This window comes from Flavobacterium sp. LC2016-23 (assembly GCF_009674775.1).
Classification (GTDB): Bacteria; Bacteroidota; Bacteroidia; order Flavobacteriales; family Flavobacteriaceae; genus Flavobacterium.
Genome location: NZ_WKKE01000016.1, coordinates 1 through 21369, shown reverse-complemented (window position 1 = coordinate 21369; position 21369 = coordinate 1). Strand labels below are relative to the sequence as shown.

Annotated in this window: 23 protein-coding genes; 12 read left to right on the top strand and 11 right to left on the bottom strand. The window is 35.2% G+C overall.

Annotated features, from left to right (window positions below; all coding sequences use genetic code 11):
* Positions 1-13: 13 nt before the first annotated feature.
* The 7 genes from GJU43_RS14385 to GJU43_RS14355 form a co-directional block, all read right to left on the bottom strand.
* The gene (locus GJU43_RS14385) at positions 14-466 is read right to left on the bottom strand and encodes a hypothetical protein (protein WP_154341457.1); all 453 of its coding nucleotides are present in this window, start codon (positions 464-466) and stop codon (positions 14-16) included.
* A gap of 222 nt (positions 467-688) precedes the next feature.
* Positions 689-1105, bottom strand: coding sequence for a DUF6157 family protein (locus GJU43_RS14380; RefSeq protein ID WP_154341456.1), 417 nt, complete (start codon positions 1103-1105; stop codon positions 689-691).
* Between the two features lie 117 nt (positions 1106-1222).
* Positions 1223-2689 carry a serine hydrolase gene (locus GJU43_RS14375; protein ID WP_154341455.1) on the bottom strand — a complete coding sequence of 489 codons (1467 nt, stop codon included), beginning with the start codon at positions 2687-2689 and terminating at the stop codon, positions 1223-1225.
* Positions 2690-2829: 140 nt separating this feature from the next.
* Positions 2830-3303: a DUF4440 domain-containing protein gene (locus GJU43_RS14370; RefSeq protein ID WP_229655066.1), complete on the bottom strand. Its 474-nt coding sequence runs from the start codon at positions 3301-3303 to the stop codon at positions 2830-2832.
* A 32-nt stretch (positions 3304-3335) separates the two neighbouring features.
* The gene (locus GJU43_RS14365) at positions 3336-4865 is read right to left on the bottom strand and encodes a serine hydrolase (RefSeq protein ID WP_154341453.1); all 1530 of its coding nucleotides are present in this window, start codon (positions 4863-4865) and stop codon (positions 3336-3338) included.
* Between the two features lie 75 nt (positions 4866-4940).
* Positions 4941-5747 carry an AraC family transcriptional regulator gene (locus tag GJU43_RS14360; RefSeq protein WP_154341452.1) on the bottom strand — a complete coding sequence of 269 codons (807 nt, stop codon included), beginning with the start codon at positions 5745-5747 and terminating at the stop codon, positions 4941-4943.
* 67 nt (positions 5748-5814) lie between these two features.
* Positions 5815-6210, bottom strand: a complete 396-nt coding sequence (locus GJU43_RS14355; RefSeq protein ID WP_154341451.1) for a helix-turn-helix domain-containing protein — start codon at positions 6208-6210, stop codon at positions 5815-5817.
* A 167-nt stretch (positions 6211-6377) separates the two neighbouring features.
* Between GJU43_RS14355 and GJU43_RS14350 the strand changes: the two genes are divergently transcribed.
* Entirely contained in the window at positions 6378-6716 is a 339-nt protein-coding gene (locus GJU43_RS14350; RefSeq protein WP_154341450.1) for a hypothetical protein, read from the top strand.
* Between the two features lie 17 nt (positions 6717-6733).
* Here the strand turns inward: GJU43_RS14350 and GJU43_RS14345 are convergent, their stop codons facing one another.
* Positions 6734-7327 (bottom strand): GNAT family N-acetyltransferase, encoded by a 594-nt coding sequence (locus tag GJU43_RS14345; protein WP_154341449.1) that lies wholly within the window; start codon positions 7325-7327, stop codon positions 6734-6736.
* 454 nt (positions 7328-7781) lie between these two features.
* On the opposite strand from GJU43_RS14345, the gene GJU43_RS14340 reads away from it, so the two are divergent.
* Positions 7782-9122 (top strand): NAD(P)/FAD-dependent oxidoreductase, encoded by a 1341-nt coding sequence (locus tag GJU43_RS14340; protein WP_154341448.1) that lies wholly within the window; start codon positions 7782-7784, stop codon positions 9120-9122.
* Positions 9123-9175: 53 nt separating this feature from the next.
* Here GJU43_RS14340 and GJU43_RS14335 read toward each other — a convergent pair whose 3' ends face one another.
* Positions 9176-10693, bottom strand: a complete 1518-nt coding sequence (locus GJU43_RS14335; protein WP_154341447.1) for a helicase HerA-like domain-containing protein — start codon at positions 10691-10693, stop codon at positions 9176-9178.
* A 379-nt stretch (positions 10694-11072) separates the two neighbouring features.
* Between GJU43_RS14335 and GJU43_RS14330 the strand changes: the two genes are divergently transcribed.
* From GJU43_RS14330 to GJU43_RS14295, 8 genes are all read left to right on the top strand, one after another.
* On the top strand, positions 11073-11897 hold the full coding sequence (locus GJU43_RS14330) for a MotA/TolQ/ExbB proton channel family protein (RefSeq protein WP_154341446.1): 825 nt from the start codon (positions 11073-11075) through the stop codon (positions 11895-11897).
* A 46-nt stretch (positions 11898-11943) separates the two neighbouring features.
* Positions 11944-12570 carry a biopolymer transporter ExbD gene (locus GJU43_RS14325; RefSeq protein WP_154341445.1) on the top strand — a complete coding sequence of 209 codons (627 nt, stop codon included), beginning with the start codon at positions 11944-11946 and terminating at the stop codon, positions 12568-12570.
* Between the two features lie 19 nt (positions 12571-12589).
* Entirely contained in the window at positions 12590-13153 is a 564-nt protein-coding gene (locus tag GJU43_RS14320) for a biopolymer transporter ExbD (protein WP_154341444.1), read from the top strand.
* A gap of 30 nt (positions 13154-13183) precedes the next feature.
* Positions 13184-13984: an energy transducer TonB gene (locus GJU43_RS14315; RefSeq protein ID WP_154341443.1), complete on the top strand. Its 801-nt coding sequence runs from the start codon at positions 13184-13186 to the stop codon at positions 13982-13984.
* A complete protein-coding gene (locus GJU43_RS14310) occupies positions 13984-14214 on the top strand; it encodes a hypothetical protein (protein WP_154341442.1) in 231 nt (76 codons plus the stop codon). The genes GJU43_RS14315 and GJU43_RS14310 overlap by 1 nt, the downstream gene beginning before the upstream one ends.
* Positions 14215-14216: 2 nt before the next feature.
* Positions 14217-15140, top strand: a complete 924-nt coding sequence (locus tag GJU43_RS14305) for a PstS family phosphate ABC transporter substrate-binding protein (RefSeq protein ID WP_154341441.1) — start codon at positions 14217-14219, stop codon at positions 15138-15140.
* A 16-nt stretch (positions 15141-15156) separates the two neighbouring features.
* Entirely contained in the window at positions 15157-16827 is a 1671-nt protein-coding gene (locus GJU43_RS14300) for a tetratricopeptide repeat protein (protein ID WP_154341440.1), read from the top strand.
* A gap of 106 nt (positions 16828-16933) precedes the next feature.
* A complete protein-coding gene (locus GJU43_RS14295) occupies positions 16934-17566 on the top strand; it encodes a 7-carboxy-7-deazaguanine synthase QueE (RefSeq protein WP_154341439.1) in 633 nt (210 codons plus the stop codon).
* 84 nt (positions 17567-17650) lie between these two features.
* On the opposite strand, the gene GJU43_RS14290 is transcribed toward GJU43_RS14295, so the two are convergent.
* A complete protein-coding gene (locus GJU43_RS14290) occupies positions 17651-18196 on the bottom strand; it encodes a YfiT family bacillithiol transferase (RefSeq protein WP_154341438.1) in 546 nt (181 codons plus the stop codon).
* Between the two features lie 10 nt (positions 18197-18206).
* Positions 18207-18914, bottom strand: a complete 708-nt coding sequence (locus GJU43_RS14285) for a bifunctional 2-polyprenyl-6-hydroxyphenol methylase/3-demethylubiquinol 3-O-methyltransferase UbiG (RefSeq protein WP_154341437.1) — start codon at positions 18912-18914, stop codon at positions 18207-18209.
* Between the two features lie 74 nt (positions 18915-18988).
* Here GJU43_RS14285 and GJU43_RS14280 point away from each other — a divergent pair, with 74 nt between their 5' ends.
* Positions 18989-19483, top strand: a complete 495-nt coding sequence (locus tag GJU43_RS14280; RefSeq protein WP_154341436.1) for a YkgJ family cysteine cluster protein — start codon at positions 18989-18991, stop codon at positions 19481-19483.
* Between the two features lie 118 nt (positions 19484-19601).
* Positions 19602-20837 carry an ABC transporter permease gene (locus tag GJU43_RS14275; RefSeq protein WP_154341435.1) on the top strand — a complete coding sequence of 412 codons (1236 nt, stop codon included), beginning with the start codon at positions 19602-19604 and terminating at the stop codon, positions 20835-20837.
* Positions 20838-21369: the final 532 nt, after the last annotated feature.

Here is a 21369-nt window from a genome sequence, read left to right as displayed (position 1 = left end):
TTTCCAATTTTTTTTACTTAGAAATTAAATATTTCCCCTTAACAACATCTCGGGCATAAATATCCAGATTATTAAGGAGGACTTTGTTGGTCGTCATCACATTGGTACTTTGATAAACACTGTCTTTTTCGTATGTTTTTAATAACGTCTCTAATTCGACTTCATTATAAAAAGCAAACATATTATAAACGGCTTCCCTAAAGTTTTTAAAATTAATGGTTTCCGTTATTGCAGTGGTTTTCTGGTCGTTCCATTTTTCTTTAGAAGCGGTTTCGTTTATTTTACCCAGACAATAATCAACAAAATAAGTTTTGTAATTGGTGGCTTCAATAATTTTGTTGACTATGATTGTATTTTGTTGGGAAGGCAGTGGCACATTTGTAGAAGAAGTCTGAGAAATACCAACAGACGGCACAAAGAGCACTAAGATTAAAATCAAAAAGGAAATCTTTTTTAAATTTTTCATAGGTTTTTCGAAATTACTTACAGCTTTTAGTACTGTAAATCGGGTTGATCCGGGATTATAAAATTGTTTTTTCGGGCACGGCTAAAATAGTATTTTTTATTGTAAATGGTCAATTGAAAAATGACTTTCAGACAAAAAAAACTCCGATAATACTTTTTTAATTTTGTACTATCGGAGTTCGTAAGATTACGATTACCCGTATTTAAATATTGCTTTTTTGTATTATTTTCTCGAAGACCGCATTGCCTTTACCACTTTCAGATTTTTATCGTTTAGCAGCTTTTGATAGTCTTCGGTTTCCCTTCCGAAAAGGGCAATTTTTCCGTTTTCATTATGATGTACGCCCCAGCCATATCGTTTGGTTAAGGGAGAAGCACGTAAGCAGGCCTGTCCTTTGGAAAAGAATTTTTCACGCGCTTCGTCATATTCCGATTTTGTCAGATCATTTTTGTCTGCAAAAACCTGAAATAAAACATCGTCCGAAGTGTATTGATAAGGATGTTGGCGGATCATTTCAAACATAATAGCCGCAATGGTCTTTACATCTGCTTTCGGCTTTGGGATTTCCCCGCTCACAGCAGGACAATCTTCTGCCACTTCAATAAAAGTGTTTTCGTAATTTGTAGTGTGAACTTTCATCGTATTCGTTATAAAGGGATAAAAAGACTCAAGCTAAAATAATGATTTTCAAACAAAAAACTCCGATAACAGAGGTTTTAATTTCTGCTGTCGGAGTTGACCAACTAACGATTGTTTTTATTGTTTTTTGGAAATTTCTTCAAGCACTTTTTTTCCGCTTTCATTTTTCGGATCCAGTTCTATCGATTTTTTATAATTTTCGATGGCCAGTTTGGTGTTTCCATCTTTCAGGTAAGCTTCTCCCAAACTGTCATATACATTCCCGGATTTAGGAAAAGTTTCCACATTGATCTTGAATACTTCTATAGCTTCTTTTGTTTTTCCGGTTTGCAATAATTGATAACCCGCGCTATTTATTTCCCCTTCTTTGATGCCGTAAGTGGGATCATTTTTTAATTTTTTGTACGTCTCAATTCCGGTTGTCAGTCCTTTTGTCGTAAAAATATCCACTAATTCTAAAGCAATGGATTTTTTCGGCTGTTGATACGGCTGATTGTATAAAATAGCTCTGATCGCCTCATTCATTTCTCCTAAAACAGTTCCTCCGGTATTGTTTAATATAACAACCAGGTTTTTATCTGCCGGAAGACGGGATATTATGGTGTTAAACCCGTTGATGCCGCCGCCATGCTCGATCACTTTTAGTTTGTCCTTACCGTTTACAAACTCTCCGATAAACCATCCGTATCCGTAAGCCTCATCGCCGATGCGGATATAAGGTTTGTAGAGCAAATCCATAGAGGCTGGTGAAAGTAATTTATTTGTATACAAGGCCTGATCCCAAAGGTATAAATCCTCAACAGTACTGTACAAAGATCCTGCTGCGTATGGAATACTCATATCGATATAAGAAGAATTAATGATTTTTTTGCCTTGTTTTTCATAACCTGCGGCTCTGTTTTTTATAAGAACATCGCTGTGATCATAACCGGAATTTACCATTTTTAAAGGTGTAAAAATAATTTCCTGTAAATACTGCTCATATGTTTTACTGGTAATTTTTTCAATGATATATCCCAATAAAAAATAACCGGAATTACTGTAAGCGAATTTTTCCCCAGGCTTAAATTCAAGCGGCAGATTCGAAAATGTTTTTACAAAATCTGCGGGAGAATATGGATTTTTGGCCTTTTCTTTCAGGAAATTGGGTGCACTGGTATAATTCGGAATTCCGGAAGTATGTGTCAGCAAATGATGAATCGTGATTTTGTCACCCGTTGCTTTTGGATAATCCGGTAAATAAGTAGTGATGGGCACATCTAATTTTAATTTGCCTTCTTCCGCTAGCTTCACAATTAAAAGCGCTGTAAATTGTTTACTGATAGAACCCAGCCTGAATTTGGTATCCGGCTGGTTCGGAATATTCCATTCCATATTCGCGAGACCATATCCTTTTTTGAAGATTACTTTTCCATGTTCCGAAACAAGTACCGACCCGTTAAGTTGTCCGTATTCAGAATATAGGCTCATTAATCGTTCAATTTGCTTTGCTTTGTCCTGGGCAAACGATAGATTGAGGGTAAAAAATGCAATCGCACAAAGTGTAATTGATTTTAATAAAGAGTGGTTTGATTGTTTTTTCATAATGATTGATGATTAGTTTTAAAGATAATAAAAAATTATATTCCTGTATGCTAATCTGTTAGACGACGAATTTTTTATTTCGTTTCAATGTTAGTCCTTTTTTTCTTATTTAATTTTAAAGAAAGAAGAATAAGGGTTTACTAAGCGTTTTTTTCGAAAGGTTTGTGTCCGTACGTAACGATTCGTTTCAATTTCCAGTCTTTGCCTTTTCGTTCCCAGATATGAATAAATTTTCCGGTTCCTTCAGGAATATCATTCGTAAAAAAAGTATGTTCGCCAACTTGTACCGCACCAAAATCTCCTAATTTATCGATAGTACAGCAGTCTAATTTTCGGGTTATGTTTTCTGCCCGGGTGTAATTTTCAGACAAAGCTTTTATGTCGTTGCCGTAAGGGATGTTAAATCCGTATCGGTCATCATAAAATTCGACATCATCACCTATTATTTTTTTAAAAAGAGCAGCATCGCACTGATTGAATGCCACATCAAAAAGCAGGCTGTCCATTCTGATGATTTCAGTTTTCAACTGATCTGTTTTTAATTCTTCACTCTTTGTATGGCCTAATGCTTCCCTGCTTAAAAACAGCATAAAGAGAACAAGTATATTTATCATCGGTAGCATATTTAAATTTTTTGGTACTTCAGTTACTTTGTTTCAATATCAATCAGTCTTTTTCCGTTTTTACCTAAGTAGTGCAAAAGTAATTTCTCGTACACTTTGTAGCCATCATCCACATTGGTGAAAATAAGCAGGCCTTGTTTTGTTTTCGGTAATATAAAAACAAGAGTCTGAACGCCTTGGTCAGAACCGCCGTGCGATAACGCATATTCCCCGTTTTCGAGATCATATTTTTCAAAACCCAATCCAAAATGTTTGCCTTTTTCGGTCTCCACCTGATTGGCAGTCATTTCGTCAAAAACTTTTTTGGTTAAACCGTCGCCGTTCAGGACACTGCATAAAAAGGTTCCGTAATCTCCAATCGTAGTTAGTAAATCGTCAGCCGCATTTGCTGTTGTGTTTTTATGGGTTTCATAGGCATTTCCCTTATTGTCATATCCGGTTGCAAACCTTGATGCATCGGTTTTTTTGTCCCAGAAATATTGGGTATCCGTCATTTTAAGAGGTTCGAATATCAGTTCAGAAGCCAACTGATTTAAGGATTTATGAAATTTGCTTTCCAGTGCTTTTCTCAGATATTCCAATCCTTCTCCTGAATATTGGTATTTTGTTCCGGGTTTGAATTTAAAATCCAGTTTGCCCGATTCGTTCATAAATCTCCAGTTCGGAAAACCGGTCTGATGGCTTAAAATAATACGTGTCGTGAGTAATTTGTTGTTCGGATCTTTGGCAATATCCGGATCTGTCCAGTATTTGTACACAGGTTCGTCTAAATCCCATTTTCCTGTACTGACCAGTTTTAAGGCCACTATTGCAGTTATGGGTTTGGTTAACGAAGCGACATTCCAAATGGTATTGTAAGGTGCCGGAACTCCTTTTTTGAGTTCACCATATACCTTTATTTCCTGCAGTTTTCCGTTGTTGATAACGCCGATTCCAAGTGTTGGAATATTATTTTGTTTCAGCCATTTTTCAATTTCGGGGTCATTGTCAAAAATGCTTGCTTTAGTTCCTGCCGTATTTTCGCTCTGATGATCGTAACTAAAAGAACGTTTCAGTTTCCAGACACCGTTTTCTAATAGCCAAACGTGGGTAAATCTTGCTGTGCTGCCAAATTGTTCTTTTGCATTGGCCAGGGATTCATTTTTCCCGGCTGATTTTTCATAAAACTGATGAATTCCGTTTTGTAAAGCACCATACAAAACGCCTTTTTTGTATAGCGGGTAAACTTCTGTGCTGTTGGGTACCAGGTATCTTCTGGATTGATAAGTTGCGACGGAGCCGCACAAACCCTTTCTGAGATTTTTCAGAAACAAAGCCTTGTCGGAAATACTGTCTTTGTCGTGATAAAACTCAAAGTCGTCACTCAACAGGTTTTCAAACTGTGAAACGTCGCAAGTATTGAAACCTACATTAAAAAGAAGACTATCTTTTGACATAATAGTCTGGTACAATGCTGAGGTTTTTTCTTCCTGTGAAAACCCGATATGGAACAGGAAAAGTAGTATTCCGATTAAAATTGCTTTTAAACGGAAAGTTGATTTGTTGATTTTCATTTTGTGATTGATTGATGATTAATGATTTGCAAAAATACCTCAATCAAAATTAACAAAATTGTATAAATGCGAATATTACCTTTTTTGCGAAAGAAAATACAAACTTGAATTGAACATTTTGGGAGTTGTTTTCGTCACATCTTTAAACTTTTTTATAAAATGTGACTGGTCAAAATATTTGTTGTAAAGCGCTACATCGGTCAGGTTTAGTTTTTCCTGGCTCATCGTGAGCATCTGATCTACCGATTTCCTGAATTTTAAAATCTGAATATATTTTTTGATTGTGAGTCCCGTAGCAGTTTTAAACTTAATCTGCAATAACCGCTGAGAGAGCGCTAAGATTTTTCCAATTTCAGAAACCGTAATTTCTTCCTCGTGAAGTTTGATGATTTCGCAGATTTTTTCGATAAGGTTTTTGGCGGGATGTAAAGAGGCCAATTCCTCAAAATAAGAGTTTACAGCTAGTAATAATTCTGAAGTGGAGTTCCTGAAATTATATTCGGTTTTAGTATCGAAATGAAGATCGGTCTGTTGCAATTTAAGGATCGAATCAGAAAAATCACTTAAATCATAATTCGGAAACATCGAAAGCGTCCAAGTGTGCAGTTGAATAATTGTAACTTTGGTTTCAGGCTGAATGTTGACTAAAACCTTATTTGTCATTTGCGAGCAGAAATAGAATCCTTCGTTCATTTCGTACTTCTTTTTACTGGTATGAACTTCTATAAAATTTCCGGTAACAATCGCCAGATTAAAACAGCCATTGGGTAAAACGAGTTTGTTTTCGATTAAAGTCTGGCCTGTGCTATTATCCAGACACCAGATTTTATTGACGAATCTTTCGCACTTTTCACTCACATAATGTTCTGAGTATAGGTTCATTTTTTTTGAGGTTCAAAGAGGCAAAGTTGCAAAGGTACAGAGGTTTTTTGCGTGCTTTTGAAATAGATTATTTTCCTTTTAGCAATTTCTCTATATATTCAACTTTGTCTTTTTCTGCCTGAACCAGACGTTCGTACAGTTCGACTACTTTATCGAGTGGATTGAAAGAGCAATTATGATTAAGTGTTGGCCCGCTATTAATTACGGAACCTTCATAATTATTTTGAATATTATTTAAAACACTTTCATCGCTGTAATTTTTGATTGCTTCAGCAGAAACTCCTAGTACTTCTGCAATTGCGTTTAGTCTGTCTTCATCAACAATTTCGCTTCCTTCAATGTTAGAAACAGATTGCTGACTGATGCCAATAGCGATGGCCAGTGCTTCCTGCTTCATGCCTCGTAATTCCCTGATACGGCTGATATTTCTGCCGATGTGTTTTGGTTTTATTGCTGTGCTCATAACTCAAAGGTATTTAAAATTCTTAAAAAAAATAGATTTTAGTGAAAAACAAGTTGGCGTTGGTGAGACACAACTTGTAATAGTTTGAAACAATAAAATCTCTTGCTTACTTGCGGCGCCGTAAAAGTAGGATTTTTACTTCAATTAATAAATTAAAAACAAAAAAAATGAAAACACAACAAGAAGAGTCCGCCACCGATTTTTTAAAATTAGTAAAAAACATGGAATATTTTACAAAACTAAAGTCCGATAACAGCAATGGGAATTTGTTTAATGTCACATTAAAAACAGCTTCGTATAACGAATTAAATCTAATGGTTTCCTGCCTGCTTAAAGCAAGTATTTGTGCGCTAAAAAATGATAATTCGGGTTATTCTTCTGCATGTGAGTCAGGAATTGATGTACTGCTTTTGCTTGAAATGGCCTTACAGCTCCTTCCGGACGAAGAAATGCAGTTACTGGATGAATTGCATAAAAATGCTATTGATCGAAAGGCTGCGCAGTAGAAAATCAGGTTTGAATTTTAGAGAAATTCCGTGAAATAGTTTCTTTTAGTTGCAGCCCATTCTTCAGCAATTATACTGTAGTAAACATCGTCTTTGCTTTTCCCCTCAGAATCGATGTAATTGTTTCTGAATATCCCTTCTTTTAAGGCACCTAGTTTTTCAATTGCGCTTTGGGATCTTTCATTTTGAAGATCAGCACTAAATTGTATTCTTCTGAATTGAATGTTTTCAAAGCCAAAATTCAATAATTCATACTTGCAGGCTTTGTTTAAGCCCGTTCCCTGAAACGCCGCACCGTACCAGGTCCAGCCAATTTCACATTTTTGGCTTGCCTGGTTTAGATATCCGTAACGGGTACTTCCGGCTACTTTGTTGGTCGCTTTGTCAATAATTAAAAACGGATAGCATATTCCGGCTGCTTTTTGTTTTAAGGTATTTTGGATATAATTTTCGAAATCAACAGCATCGCGTACATACATGCCCATGTATTTCCATATTTCATCATCAAAAATGATAGTTTGGAGTTCGGTGTTTCTTTCGTTTTCAAATGGGAGTAATAGGACTTTTTCGTTTTCTAAAATAATATTTGTTTGTAATAGTTCTGTTCTCATACCTTTTTTGTTTGATTGGAATTTCCCCGCAAAGACGCAAAGTTTTTTGTCATTTCGACGCAAGGAGAAATCACACGTGCATATCGACAAAGATTAAAGAATTTCTTTGCGGAATTTCTAATGCGATTTCTCCTTGCGTCGAAATGACACCATCATATGAAAGCTTTGCGTCTTTGCGAGATTATTTCTTCCGCTAAAATAACTTTTTTAAAACTTTAAATAAATCCAATTCACTTCAAATTTGTTATGAAAAACAGAGTTGCATGAGGGATAATAACGGCATCCTTTTGTGGCAATGCGCGTTGCTATTTTTAGCCACAAAAGATACAGTGGATAGCCCGACCCGCTTTTTTCGGCGGGTCATGCCCATATAAATCATAAATATTTCCTTTATTTTTAAGCTCTTGTAGAATTATTACTTATTTTTACGATCTTATTATTTAGATTATTTTTGATGCAAACTCCACTTAAAATTGCTGTTGTTGGTTCTGGATTGGTAGGATCACTTTTGGCAATTTATCTCAAAAAAGCAGGTCACACCGTTCATGTTTATGATCGTAGTCCTGATATTCGTCAAATAAACTTTTCGGGTCGTTCCATTAATCTGGCCATGTCCAACCGGGGCTGGAAAGCGCTGGATGGTGTTGGTGTTGGTGATTCGGTTCGCGAAATTGCCATTCCCATGGACAAACGAGCCATACATCTGGTCGATAAATTAAACTTTCAGAATTACGGTCAGGAAGGCGAATCGATTTATTCGATCTCAAGAGGAACTCTGAACCGAAAAATGATTGACCTGGCAGAACAAGCCGGAGCTGAGTTTTTCTTCGAGCAGAAAATCTGGGATGTTACGCTAAGCGATGCAACACTGCATATTGGCGAAACCGAAAGAGGGGAGTGGGAAGAAAAAAAGTTTGATATGGTTTTTGGTGCCGATGGCGCTTTCTCCAGAATCAGGCACCGGATGCAACGCCAAAGCATGTTCAATTATTCGCAGGAATTTTTGAATATGGGGTATAAAGAATTAAATATTCCCGCAAATTCGGATGCTTCACATAAATTAGATAAAAACTCTTTTCATATCTGGCCGCGAGGGGAATATATGCTGATCGCGCTTCCAAATTTAGATGGCAGTTTTACCTGTACGTTGTTTATGCCTTTTGAGGGTGAAAATTCATTTGCATCCTTAACAGACCGTAAAATGGTAGAAGATTTCTTCGAGAAAAACTTCCCGGACTCAATAGAGGTAATTCCCGAACTGGCAGAAGATTTCTTTAAAAATCCAACCAGTACATTGGTGACCATGAAATGCTTCCCGTGGACTTACGAAGATAAAATTGCCTTAATCGGAGATGCCTGTCACGCTATTGTTCCGTTTTACGGACAAGGAATGAACGCCGGTTTTGAGGATATTACGGTTCTAAATGAAATGATCGAAAAGTACGGCGACGACTGGAAAAAAGTGTTCTCCGAATATCAGATTTCACGTAAACCAAACGCCGATGCAATTGCAGAACTTTCGTATCGTAATTTTATGGAAATGAGCACGAAAACGGCCGATGAAAAATTCCTGCTGCAAAAGAAAATCGAAAAAGCATTCTCAGATAAATACCCGGATAAGTGGATTCCGTTATACAGCCGCGTAACCTTCAGTGACCGTCCTTACGCAGAAGCTTTAGCCATTGGTGATTTTCAAAACGGAATTATGGAAGAGATTTTAAAGCTCGAAAATATTGAAAACATTTGGAACAGCCCCGAAATCGAAAATAAGATTCTGGAGTTGTTAGAAAAATAAAATTCTTAACTAAACCCGACAGGTTTTTAAAACCTGTCGGGTTTGTTGTTTTATTACTTTTTCAGAAATTTGGATAAAACGCCAAAAACACCTCTGATAAAAGTAGCACTGGTAACCACTTTTAAAACAGATTTAGTAACAACGCTAGCCGTACTTGGTTCTGATTTTGAGGAATTTGCCGGAGCTTGTTCTTCCTGTTCGGCAGCAGCCTGACTGGCAGTTTCTATTTTTTTAATTAAGATTTCGTAGGCACTTTCGCGATCGATTTCTTCACTGTATTTTTTGACCAGTTTTGACTTATTATTGATGTCCGCAATTTCATCGGAAGACAAAACATCCATTCGGCTCATTGGGGCACGCATCATGGTGGCTACAAGCGGTGTGGGAATTCCTTTTTCATTCAATGCCGTAACCAATGCTTCTCCAATTCCTAAATTCGTCAGTAATTCATCTGTTTTGTAATAAACAGAAGTAGGGTAGTTGTCAGCTGTTTTTTTAATAGCCTGTCTGTCATTGGCTGTAAAAGCCCTTAAGGCATGCTGGATTTTTAATCCTAACTGTGCCAGAACACCACTCGGAACATCCATTGGATTTTGGGTAACGAAATAAACACCAACGCCTTTAGAACGAATCAGTTTTACAATGGTTTCAATTTGTTCCAAAAGTGCTTTACTGGCTTCATTAAAAATTAAATGCGCCTCATCAATAAAAATAACCAGTTCAGGTTGATCAGCATCTCCTTTTTCAGGCATTTGCTGGTAAATTTCGGCCAGTAAACTCAGCATAAAAGTCGAGAACAACTTAGGCTTATCCTGAATGTCCGTTAAACGGATGATATTTACGTAACCTTTTCCGTTTTCATCAATACGCATCAAATCATCAATTTCGAAAGATAGTTCCCCAAAGAATAAATCTCCGCCCTGTTGCTCCAACTCGATTATTTTTCTCAAAATAGTTCCGGTTGTAGCAGTTGAAATTTTACCGTAAGCAGCGGTAATCTCATCTTTTCCTTCTTCGGTAATATAATTGATAACTTTCTTGATGTCTTTCAGGTCCAGTAAAGGCATCTGATTGTCATCGCAATATTTAAAGATCACCGATACCACGCCTGCCTGTGTGTCATTCAGATCCAGAATTCGCGAAAATAAGACCGGCCCAAATTCTGAAACAGTAGCGCGTAAACGGACTCCATTTTGTTTGGATAAAGACATCAGTTCAACCGGAAATGCGGATACATTATAAGGTATGTTTATTTTGCTATGTCGCTCTGTAATAAAACCTTCTTCTTTTCCTTCTTTTGCAATTCCACTAAAATCACCTTTTATGTCCATCATCAGGACAGGGATTCCCGCATTCGATAATTGTTCTGAAAAAACCTGAATAGTTTTCGTTTTACCGGTACCAGTGGCACCTGCTATTAGTCCGTGTCGGTTTAAGGTTTTTAAGGGGATTTTGACATGTGCTTCAGCAAGCGGTTCTCCGTCAAGAATGGCACCTCCCAGAATAATACTGTCCCCTTTTGATGAATATCCATTGTTTATCTCCTGAATGAAATTGTCTTTTTTATTCATGTTTTATTTGTAATTTAGATGATTATAAGAGTATTGCTTTGTTTTTTAACAATTTGACCTTGTTTTTTTTAGTAGGAAAAAGCTTTTCGCAATTGAAAATAAAACAAAAAATAATTTCGCAACTTTTTAAGAAGATATCAACGGAATGTTTGAATATTTACTAAAACGTTGTAATTTTCCCAGAAATCATCCTGTTTTTTGTTTTATCTAAAAAACAACGGCGGCAATTTAATGAGATATTTTTTAAATTGACGTTAAATTTCCTTCAATAAAATTAAAAAAAGTTTTTTTATTTAAACTAAACGTATAAATTTGCTCCTCTACAAGTTAAATATAACTAAAAAATAAAAATTATTTAAAACTATTAAAATTAAAAAAAATGGCAAACGTTAAAGTTAAAAAAGAAAGTACTTCAAATGGAGGAGGAATGATTACTGGAATCATTATTGTTGCGTGTATTTTAGTTGGGGTATTTATTTGGAAAGTAATCATGGGAGATGCTTCTAACTTCGAGGGAGGGAACCCTGAGACTGGTCATCCAATCAATACATTAGGTCAGGTATATAAAGGAGGATTCATTGTACCGGTATTATTAGGTATGTTTTTAATGGTTGTTGTATTTTCAATTGAAAGATTTATCGTTATCGGAAAAGCAGCTGGAAAAGCTAATTTAGATAAATTCATGAAAAGCGTTCAGGGAAGTATTAAAGAAGGTAACATCGAAGCTGCAATCGCTTCTTGTGACAAACAACAAGGTTCAGTTGCAAATGCAATTAAATCTGCTTTAATTAAATACCAGGATGTTAAAAAAGAGGGATTCAACAGTGAAGAAGCTTCAGAAGTAATCCACAAAGAAATCGAAGAGGCAACTTCATTAGAAATGCCAATGTTAGAGAAAAATATGACTATTATCTCTACTTTAGTATCATTAGGAACTTTAGGAGGATTATTAGGAACTGTATCTGGTATGATTAAAGCGTTTGGTGCGTTAGCTTCTGCCGGAACTCCAGACCAGGCTGCTCTTGCAACAGGTATCTCTGAAGCACTTATCAACACTGCAACAGGTATCTCTACTTCAATCCTTGCAATTGTATCTTACAACTTCTTTACAGCTAAAATTGACGATTTAACTTACTCTATCGATGAGGCTGGTACTACAATCGTAAACACTTACAGAAGATTCAGAGGAAGTTTGAAACAATAATTAATTTTTGATATTTAATACTATCAAAATAATAAAATAAAAGAGAATGGCTAAATTAAAAATGAAAAAAAAGTCAACATCGACAGATATGACTGCCATGTGTGATGTTGCGTTCCTTTTGCTTACGTTCTTTATTTTGACCGCTACAGCTAAAGTGCCTGAAGCACTTCCTGTAGATATGCCTTCTTCTGTTGCTCAAACTAAATTGCCTGATACGGATTTAGCTATTATTACAATAGGTAAAGGCGCAGATGGAAAAAGTAAAGTGTTCTTTGACATTAAAGGAAGAGAGATTCGTAAAAGAACTCTTGAAGGAATGGGAGCAAAATTAGGTGTGACTTTTTCAGAAGAAGATAAAACTAAATTTGCTTTGATGGATGACTTTGGTGTGCCATTAGCAAATCTAAAGCAAATCATCGACATGAAAGCGTCTGACAGAACTAAGGCAAACCAACCTGGAATTCCAATGGATTCTTTGGATAATCAATTAAAAGACTGGCTTTTGGTTTCAAGAAGAGCTGCGATTGACATTGATGACAAAGAATTGCAAATTGCAATAAAAGGTGATGCTAAAGAAGAATATCCGCAAATCAAAAAGATTATGGATATTTTACAAGATCAGAAAATCAATTCCTTTAACTTGGTTACGGGTATGAGAGATAAAAACTTTTAATTAAAAAAGATACACTAAAATGGCTGAATTAAATACCGGCGACGGTGGTGGCGGAAAAGGTGGTAAAGTAAGAAGTAAAAAGCAGAATTCTAAGGTCGATTTAACGGCAATGGTGGATTTGGCATTCTTATTGATCACGTTCTTTATGCTAACCACATCGTTGTCAAAACCTCAATCGATGGATTTGTCGCTGCCAGATAAAGAAGATGATCCGACGAAGAAAGTTGATACGAAAGTAGATGAGAATCGTACGATGACAGTTATGTTGGGTGCAGATAATAAAATGGTTTACTATATGGGTTTGCTTGCCACTCCTAAAGTAGGACCTAAGGATATTACTTATGGTAAAAACGGAATTCGTAAAGTATTATTAACTCAAAAGAAAGCAGTTTTAGCTTATTCTGCAGGTTTAGGGAAACCTAAAAACGGGATAATAGTTATTATAAAACCAACTAAAAAATCAAATTACCGTAATTTGGTTGATATTTTGGATGAGATGGCTATTTCAGGAGTTGATACTTATGCGATTGTTCCTGAGTTTACTCCAGAAGAGACAAAATTGATAGATAAGAAACCAGAGTAATCTTGTTTTAATCCTTAATAATCAAGAAAAATGAAATTAGATATAATTAAAAATCAGTGGCTTGATATCGTATTCGAAGGACGTAATAAGATATATGGTGCATATGAGTTAAGAAAATCGAACGGTAAGACGACTGTAAAGGCGCTTGTTATTGGTTCACTTATTTTTAGCTTTGCTGTTGCAGCTCCTCTTATTGCAAGCTTTTTACCGGATTCTGAAGAAGAGGTAGAAAATAAAGATATTAAAATTGCTACAGTAAAATTACCTCCTAAGAAAGAGGAAATTAAGCCAAATCAGCCACCACCACCACCACCACCACCAAAAGTGGATCAGGTGAAATTTGTGAAACCGGTGGTTGCCAAAGCAAACGAAGTTACCGAAGACCCGCCAAAAATTGTGGATCTTAAGGATAAGAAAGTAGGTAACGAAACGATCAAAGGAGATCCGGATGCAGTTTTAACTGTAGATGAGCCAGTTGGTAAAGGACCGGTTACTGAAATCATACAGGAAGATAATAATGTTTATAATACAGCCGGTATCGAGGTAAAACCTGATTTCCCTGGAGGTATTGAAAAATTCTACAAGTTCGTAGGAAACAATTATAAAACTCCTGAAGAAGAAGGTTTAAAAGGTAAAGTATATGTTACTTTTGTAGTTGAAAAAGACGGTTCATTAACCGACATTAAAGTTTTAAGGGATATCGGTTACGGTACAGGGGCAGAAGCAATTCGTGTTCTTAAAAAATGTCCGAAATGGACTCCCGGCGAGCAAAATGGTAAAAAAGTTAGGGTACTTTATTCTCTTCCTATTACTATTCAATCTGCAGAATAATGTTAAAAGATATGCTTAATAATATTCAGAAGAAATCGCTCAAAGAGCGATTTCTTCTTGTTTTAGGAATACTGTTTTTTTTAATATATCTTGTACTGGGTTTAATGATTATGTTCTGGAAGAAACTTCCTTTGGATATGGAACTCAAATACAGATATGCTTTTGGCGGTTTACTGATCGTTTATTCGGGAATTCGTTTTCTAAGATTAATTAATTCAAATGCAGACTAATTATGTTAAAATATAGCAGAGTTGCAGGTTTGGTTGTTTTTGTTTTTTTGTTTGCCATGTGCAACCAAAAAAGCAAAAATGAAGGGGATAAAGAAACAATTTTAAAAGGATCCATGGAGATTACGGTCGACGAGACAATCAAGCCTATCGTTGAGGATCAGGTCGCTGTTTTTGAAGGAACCTACTATGATGCGAAAATTTCAATTAAAGCAAAATCTGAGGCTGAACTTATTAATGATTTATTGAATCAGAAAGCTAAAGTAGTAGTTGTAACGAGGGATTTAACTAAAGAGGAACGAGACAGATTTGAAAAAAGCAAGATTAATCCCAGAGTAACCCCTTTTGGAACGGATGCAATTGCTTTTATTTCAAACAAAAGCAATAATGATACATTAATTGCGTTGAAAACCGTACTTGATTTTCTACAAGGAAAAGCTGAACCACAAATTAAAGGGCTGGTATTTGATAATCCAAATTCAAGTACAGTACGTTATATGAAGGAATTCGCGAAAGTAAAAGATTTACCGGCAAAAGGTGTTTTTTCATTTAAAACGAACGATGAAGTCATTAAATTCGTTTCGGAAAATGATGGTATGATTGGAGTAGTGGGCATGAATTGGCTTTCCCAACCATCGCCAAATATGGAAGGTGTGTTAAAGAATATAAATGTTTTGAGTGTTAAAGGCTTGAATAGCGATAAGTACTATAGCCCGACTCAAAATGATCTTGCTGAATTAAAATACCCTTTGGCACGCGATTTGTTTATTATAAATTGTCAGGGATATACTGGTTTAGGAATGGGACTGGCCTCATTTATATCTGGAGACATAGGACAACGTATTGTTTTAAAATCAGGATTATTGCCTGTTAGGACTCCGGGTAGAAAACTTAGTATTAGAAAAGAAATTATAAAAGATAAAGAATAAATTAATTACGATAAAGATGAATAAATTTAAAATTTTTAGTCTTGCCTTAGTTGCATCAGCTTCTGTTGCAAAAGCGCAAGACATCAACGAAGCTAAAAAAGCAATTGATGCTGAACAATTTCAAAAAGCAAAATCGTTGCTGAAATCAATTATTAAAGCAAAACCATCTGACGGTGAGGCAAATTTTGTACTTGGTAACGTATATTTAAATCAGTCTGTTGTAGACTCGGCTAAAATCTATTACCTAAATGGATTAGAAGCATCTGATAAGAAAAACCTAAACTACATCGGATTAGGACAATTGGATCTTGATAGTAAAAATACAGCTGGAGCTCAGGCTAATTTTGCTTTAGCAACAAAAGATATTAAACGTAAAGATGTAAATGAATTTATTTACATTGGTAGAGCTTATATGAATTCAGTAAATCCTGATTATAAAAGCGCTATTACAAGCTTGCAAAAAGCTTTAGCGATCGAGCCTCAAAATCCTGTTGCACTTTTGGCAATCGGAGATGCTTATTATGGAGCAAGTAATCAAAATGATGCTTATAAAGCATATCGTGATGCATTTACAGCAGATCCAAAACTTTTAAGAGCAAAAATGCAATTAGGAGTTTTATTAAAAGGGGCTAAATCGTACGAAGAAGCAATTAAAGCTTTTAATGAGGTTATTGCTTTAAATCCTAATTATGGTCCTGTTTATAGAGAATTAGCTGAAACATATTACAAATGGGGAAGAAATAAAACATCTACTGCCAAAGTTAATATGCAAAATGCAATTACAAACTATGAGAAGTATTTAAGTCTTACAGATTACTCTTTAGATTCTAAAATGCGTCATGCGGATTTCTTAATTTTAGTAAAAGATTACAAAACTTTAGAAACTGTTGCCAATAAAATGATTGCAGAAGATAAAGTGAATCCAAGAATTTACAGATACTTAGGATATGCTGCTTACGAAAACGGAAATGTTGATGTAGCGATTAAATCTATTGAAGATTTTATGAAAGTACCTTCAAATAAAGTAATCGGTAGAGATTATTTATACTTAGGTTTATCTAAAATTAAAAAAGGAACGAATGCAGAAGGCGTAGTTGATCAGGCAGCTTTTGATGCTGGTGTAGCTGATATCAAAAAAGCAATTGAATTAGAACCTTTAGTAGTTGAAGAACTTGCTGATTTAGGAAAAGCATTGTTCGGTAAAAAACAGTTTGCGCAAGCTGCTACTATTTTTGAACTTGCTGTTAATAACAGTGAATCTAAAAATTACTTAGATGATAATGTTTATTATGGTATATCACTTTATTATGCTAATGTAAATAAAGCTGCCGGTACTGCTCCAAATGCTGAAGCATTAGCGAAGGCAGAAGCTGCTTTCGACAGAGTTTTGGTTGCTTCTCCTACCTATGATGAAGCGTACTTATACAAAGGAAGAATCAACAACTTGCTTGAAAAAGACGATTTAATCATTAAAAACTACGAAGAGTATGTAACTAAAACAACTGCTAAAGGTGCTGAAGAATTGGCAAAACCGGCGACAGTTAAAAAAATAGTGGAAGCTTACAATAGTATTGGTGCCAGTTACGCTAACACTGATAAAGTTAAAGCGGTTGAGTATTTCAACAAAACTTTGGCTTTAGATCCTGCAAACACTTATGCTGCACAATCTGTAAAAGCTTTAAAATAATATAAGCTCTTATTAGAGTAAATAAAAAACCGATAGTTCGCTTTGAATTATCGGTTTTTTTATGTTCCGTATTTAAATGACTATCTTTGCACTTTAAAATAAAATAATGTTAGCTAAAGAAATACAATTAGAGGTGAATAAAGGCGCTATGTTGCCTTTGATGGAAGAGTTTTATACGATTCAGGGAGAAGGTTTTCATACAGGAACTGCTGCTTACTTTATAAGAATTGGAGGTTGCGATGTGGGCTGTCACTGGTGTGATGTGAAGGAAAGCTGGAATGCAGAATTGCATCCGCCAACAAGTGTTGATTTAATTGTGAAAAATGCTTCGGCTTACGCAGATACTGTGGTAATTACAGGTGGAGAACCGTTAACATGGGACATGACTTTGTTGACACAGCAATTGAAAGACAGAAATTTAAAAGTTCATATTGAAACTTCCGGTGCGTATCCATTGTCCGGAACCTGGGATTGGATTTGTCTTTCCCCGAAAAAGAATAAATTGCCAACGCAAACCGTATACGATAATGCCCACGAGTTAAAAGTGATTATACATAATAAGCATGATTTTATATTTGCAGAAGAACAAGCTGAATTGGTAAATGACAGTGCGATTTTGTTTCTTCAGCCGGAGTGGAGTAAAAAAGAAGAAATGACCCCGTTAATTGTAGACTATGTAATGAATAATCCAAAATGGAGGGTTTCACTTCAGACACATAAATATTTGAATATTCCCTAATCGGACAAAACAAAAAGCGCTTCAATTGAAGCGCTTTTTGTTTTTAGAAGTATACACACTGTGTAAAAATGATACAATTTGTGTTTAGTTCCAGTTTTTATTTTTTTTCAATGTGGTAATATGGGCCAAATGATGATTTCCATGCCAGGCATAAGTGGCGATCATTTGTTTTATTTTAATTTCCGAATTGTTTTCCGGATGTATAAAGCTTCTTTCGAGTTCAGTTTCGGACAAATTTTTTAGAAGATATGTTAATCTGAAATGCAATCCTTCCAATAAAGATAAAGTGGGTTGTATCGGCATTTCTAAATTATCAGGTAATGTGGACCATAAAACTTCATCATATGCTTTTATTACAGGATTGTTTTCGGTCAAAGCCCATTTTATTCTTATAAAACAATTCATATGGCTTTCTGCACAATGATGAATTACTTGTCTGACAGTCCATCCGCCCAGACGATAGGGGGTGTCTAGTTGCTCGTCTGATAAATGAAGCGTTTCCTGTTTTAGTTTTTCAGGAAATAATGCGATTTCTTCAATCTTTTTTGAAAGATATTCTGTTGAATAGGTTGGAGGTGCAATAAATTTTCCTATTGGATACTTTAATTTTTCTAAATCTGAATTTTCCATAAATCTAAAATTAAATAGAAAGTCTGGCTAAATAATCATAATGTTCACCTTCTAAAATAAGTTCACATTTTAAACCATTCGCAACAGCGGCATTTTGAAGTGTATTGTAATCTAAGTACAGCCAATTGAAAGGTTCTTCTTTTTCTCCTTTATAAGAAATATTGAAAACAAGTTCACCATAATAATCATTATTAGAAGGAATCCATTTTCCACCATCTTCATCTTCATCAAACATATAAATAATATCTGAGCTGTCTAACAGAATTTGTCCGCCTGGATTTAATAAAGATTTTAATTTTGATAAATATTGATTGCAGTTTTCTATCTTTCCAAAAATGCCAACACCATTCATCAATAATACAATAGTATCAAATTTTTCTTCTTCAAGATCCAATATATTTTGAACCTTAGCATTTTTTACACCTCGAAGCTTACAGGTTGCTATTGCTTTTTCTGAAATATCAATAGAGGTCACGTCTAAGTTACGATCATTTTGTAATGATAAACTATGACTTCCGGCTCCGCAGCCTACATCCAGGGTTTTTCCACTCGCCATTTGTAACGCTTTTTGTTCGATTTTTGGCATTTCGTTGTAAGAACGAAATAAATAATCAACACTCATTTCGTCTTCTTCAGAAATCGAAGTTTCTGTGATGATGTTTTCAGGTGAATTATTGGTTTGAAAGTCGAACATTGCCTTTCCAAAAAGATCTTTCATCGTATTTTAGTTCAAAGTTTAAGGTTTCAAGTTTAAAGTTGTTTAATTTTGCAGATCAACTTTAAATTTTAAACTTGAAGCAAATTTTAAATAACTTAAATAAGTTAGCCAAAGATAAGCATATCGAAAACAAAAAGTATTTTGATAAGCTTAAAAAGAAACAGCCTAAAAACTTAGACTATATTATGCAGGAGTTGCATGATAAAGAGTTTAAGAAAACAGACTGTCTGGAATGTGCCAATTGTTGCAAAACTACGGGGCCGTTATTTACGCTGGCTGATATCGAAAGGATTTCGAAATCTTTCAGGCAAAAACCACAGCAGTTTATTGAGCAATACCTTCGGGTCGATGAAGATAAAGATTATGTGCTAAAAAGTGTTCCCTGTACTTTTTTAGATAGTGAAAACTATTGTATGATTTACGACGTGCGCCCAAAAGCATGCAGAGAATTTCCGCATACGGATCGTAAAAAGTTTCATCAGATTTCCGATCTTACTTTAAAAAATGTCGCAATTTGTCCGGCAGCCTATAATATTGTGGAGGAGATGAAGAAACGACTTCCGTTATAAATAAATCTTTCCTGACTTAAATAAAATATAATTGTTTTTCGGAACAATTCATGTTTGCTTTTTTAAATGTATTTTTGACTCAGACGAAAGCGAAACACTAATAAACGATAACTGAAAATTGAATCTAGAATATTTTATTGCTAAAAGACTTATTACTGCCAGAGATTTTAAAAGCAGTATTTCAGCTCCAATTATAAAAATTGCCATTTCGGCTATAGCTATTGGTATTATTATGATGCTGGTTTCGGTAGCAACAGGGATTGGTCTGCAGCAAAAAATCCGTGAGAAGGTTTCTGCTTTTAATGGTCAGATTGTTATTTCAAATTACGATAACAACAATTCCGAAGTAACGATAATTCCAATTTCTAAAAAACAGGATTTTTATCCGAATTTCAAATCCGTTCCTGAAGTGAGCCATATACAGGCAATAGCAAGTAAAGCCGGAATTATTAGAACAGAAAGTTCTTTCGAAGGGATTATTTTCAAAGGAGTTGGTCTGGATTACGATTGGAATAAGATAAAAGAGTATTTGGTAGAGGGTAAATTACCGGATTATTCTAAAGGTATAAACGAAGAAGTGATAATTTCCAGGTTTCTTGCTGATCGATTGGGTCTTAAGGTTGGGGATAATTTCAATACCTTTTTTATAAAAGAGGAGCAAGGGAAGATGCCGAACAGCCGTCGTTTCAAAATAACAGGAATTTTTAATTCCGGTTTTCAGAGTTTTGATGCAACGTATATAATAGGAGATATACGCCACATCCAGAGAATCAACAAATGGAACCCAAATCAGGTTGGAGCTTTCGAGGTTTTTGTAAACGATTTTGATAAAATTAAAGAAACAGGTGATAAGATCTATGAGCAAACATCATCTAGTTTAGACACTAAAACAATGATAGAGAAATACAGTTATATTTTTGACTGGCTCCAGCTTTTCGATTTTAATATTATTGTCATTCTTGCGATCATGATTATAGTCGCAACCATCAATATGGTAGTGGCTCTATTAGTCCTTATCTTAGAGCGTACACAGATGATCGGAATATTAAAAGCATTGGGAGCAAACAACTGGGCGGTGAGAAAGATATTTTTATACAATGCATTTTATCTCATTATAAGAGGACTTTTCTGGGGCAACCTGATTGGGATCTCATTATTGTTAGTGCAACAGTACTTTGGAATCATTCAGCTAAATCCTGAAAATTACTATGTCAACCAGGCGCCGGTATATATTAATTGGGTCTATGTAGTCCTGTTGAATTTGTTAACTATCACGGTCTGTTTTGTGGTGTTGTTAATTCCATCCTATATAATTACTAAAATATCGCCAGTCAAAGCCATTCGTTTTGATTAATTGAATATTTAGATTTCGCTTCTCCAACCCGACAGGTTTTTAAAACCTGTCGGGTTTGTTTTGTATATATAGGTATACAGTAATTATTCTGTCGTGCTGATCGAATTCAAGGCTTCTGGAATTTGGAATTTAAGAAATTGTAATTTGATAAGGAGCTTAATCCCGCTGTCCGTTCCAATCTTTTGTCCGCCGTGGCGGACAAAAGGATTTCCACTTCCATCGGGGCTAGGGCAGAGGTTTTCAAAAGAGATGTACGTTATATATTAGGAAAGAAAAGAAACTTAGCGTTTTTACGATAAAGAAAAGCGCCTCAAACCATACAAAAGGGAGTGTTTGAATCTATATAGGAGAATAGGCAAAAAGGCATTTTAAAATGTAAAGTCCTTAAAAATGGCGTACGGGCAAATGCCCGGATTGCGAAAAGCATAATCATCACCTGAATTTTCTCACAAAAGATAAAAAAGTTTAATTTATAAAAAGTATGTTATCAGAGAGTTAAGAAAAAGTTTTAAAAAAGGTTGAAATTATATAA

What these genes read in the sequence shown, in the direction of transcription:
- GJU43_RS14385 (WP_154341457.1), bottom strand. Translation starts at nt 466, where the DNA reads ATGAAAAATTTAAAAAAGATTTCCTTTTTGATTTTAATCTTAGTGCTC.
- GJU43_RS14380 (WP_154341456.1), bottom strand. Translation starts at nt 1,105, where the DNA reads ATGAAAGTTCACACTACAAATTACGAAAACACTTTTATTGAAGTGGCA.
- GJU43_RS14375 (WP_154341455.1), bottom strand. Translation starts at nt 2,689, where the DNA reads ATGAAAAAACAATCAAACCACTCTTTATTAAAATCAATTACACTTTGT.
- GJU43_RS14370 (WP_229655066.1), bottom strand. Translation starts at nt 3,303, where the DNA reads ATGATAAATATACTTGTTCTCTTTATGCTGTTTTTAAGCAGGGAAGCA.
- GJU43_RS14365 (WP_154341453.1), bottom strand. Translation starts at nt 4,865, where the DNA reads ATGAAAATCAACAAATCAACTTTCCGTTTAAAAGCAATTTTAATCGGA.
- GJU43_RS14360 (WP_154341452.1), bottom strand. Translation starts at nt 5,747, where the DNA reads ATGAACCTATACTCAGAACATTATGTGAGTGAAAAGTGCGAAAGATTC.
- GJU43_RS14355 (WP_154341451.1), bottom strand. Translation starts at nt 6,210, where the DNA reads ATGAGCACAGCAATAAAACCAAAACACATCGGCAGAAATATCAGCCGT.
- GJU43_RS14350 (WP_154341450.1), top strand. Translation starts at nt 6,378, where the DNA reads ATGAAAACACAACAAGAAGAGTCCGCCACCGATTTTTTAAAATTAGTA.
- GJU43_RS14345 (WP_154341449.1), bottom strand. Translation starts at nt 7,327, where the DNA reads ATGAGAACAGAACTATTACAAACAAATATTATTTTAGAAAACGAAAAA.
- GJU43_RS14340 (WP_154341448.1), top strand. Translation starts at nt 7,782, where the DNA reads ATGCAAACTCCACTTAAAATTGCTGTTGTTGGTTCTGGATTGGTAGGA.
- GJU43_RS14335 (WP_154341447.1), bottom strand. Translation starts at nt 10,693, where the DNA reads ATGAATAAAAAAGACAATTTCATTCAGGAGATAAACAATGGATATTCA.
- GJU43_RS14330 (WP_154341446.1), top strand. Translation starts at nt 11,073, where the DNA reads ATGGCAAACGTTAAAGTTAAAAAAGAAAGTACTTCAAATGGAGGAGGA.
- GJU43_RS14325 (WP_154341445.1), top strand. Translation starts at nt 11,944, where the DNA reads ATGGCTAAATTAAAAATGAAAAAAAAGTCAACATCGACAGATATGACT.
- GJU43_RS14320 (WP_154341444.1), top strand. Translation starts at nt 12,590, where the DNA reads ATGGCTGAATTAAATACCGGCGACGGTGGTGGCGGAAAAGGTGGTAAA.
- GJU43_RS14315 (WP_154341443.1), top strand. Translation starts at nt 13,184, where the DNA reads ATGAAATTAGATATAATTAAAAATCAGTGGCTTGATATCGTATTCGAA.
- GJU43_RS14310 (WP_154341442.1), top strand. Translation starts at nt 13,984, where the DNA reads ATGTTAAAAGATATGCTTAATAATATTCAGAAGAAATCGCTCAAAGAG.
- GJU43_RS14305 (WP_154341441.1), top strand. Translation starts at nt 14,217, where the DNA reads ATGTTAAAATATAGCAGAGTTGCAGGTTTGGTTGTTTTTGTTTTTTTG.
- GJU43_RS14300 (WP_154341440.1), top strand. Translation starts at nt 15,157, where the DNA reads ATGAATAAATTTAAAATTTTTAGTCTTGCCTTAGTTGCATCAGCTTCT.
- GJU43_RS14295 (WP_154341439.1), top strand. Translation starts at nt 16,934, where the DNA reads ATGTTAGCTAAAGAAATACAATTAGAGGTGAATAAAGGCGCTATGTTG.
- GJU43_RS14290 (WP_154341438.1), bottom strand. Translation starts at nt 18,196, where the DNA reads ATGGAAAATTCAGATTTAGAAAAATTAAAGTATCCAATAGGAAAATTT.
- GJU43_RS14285 (WP_154341437.1), bottom strand. Translation starts at nt 18,914, where the DNA reads ATGAAAGATCTTTTTGGAAAGGCAATGTTCGACTTTCAAACCAATAAT.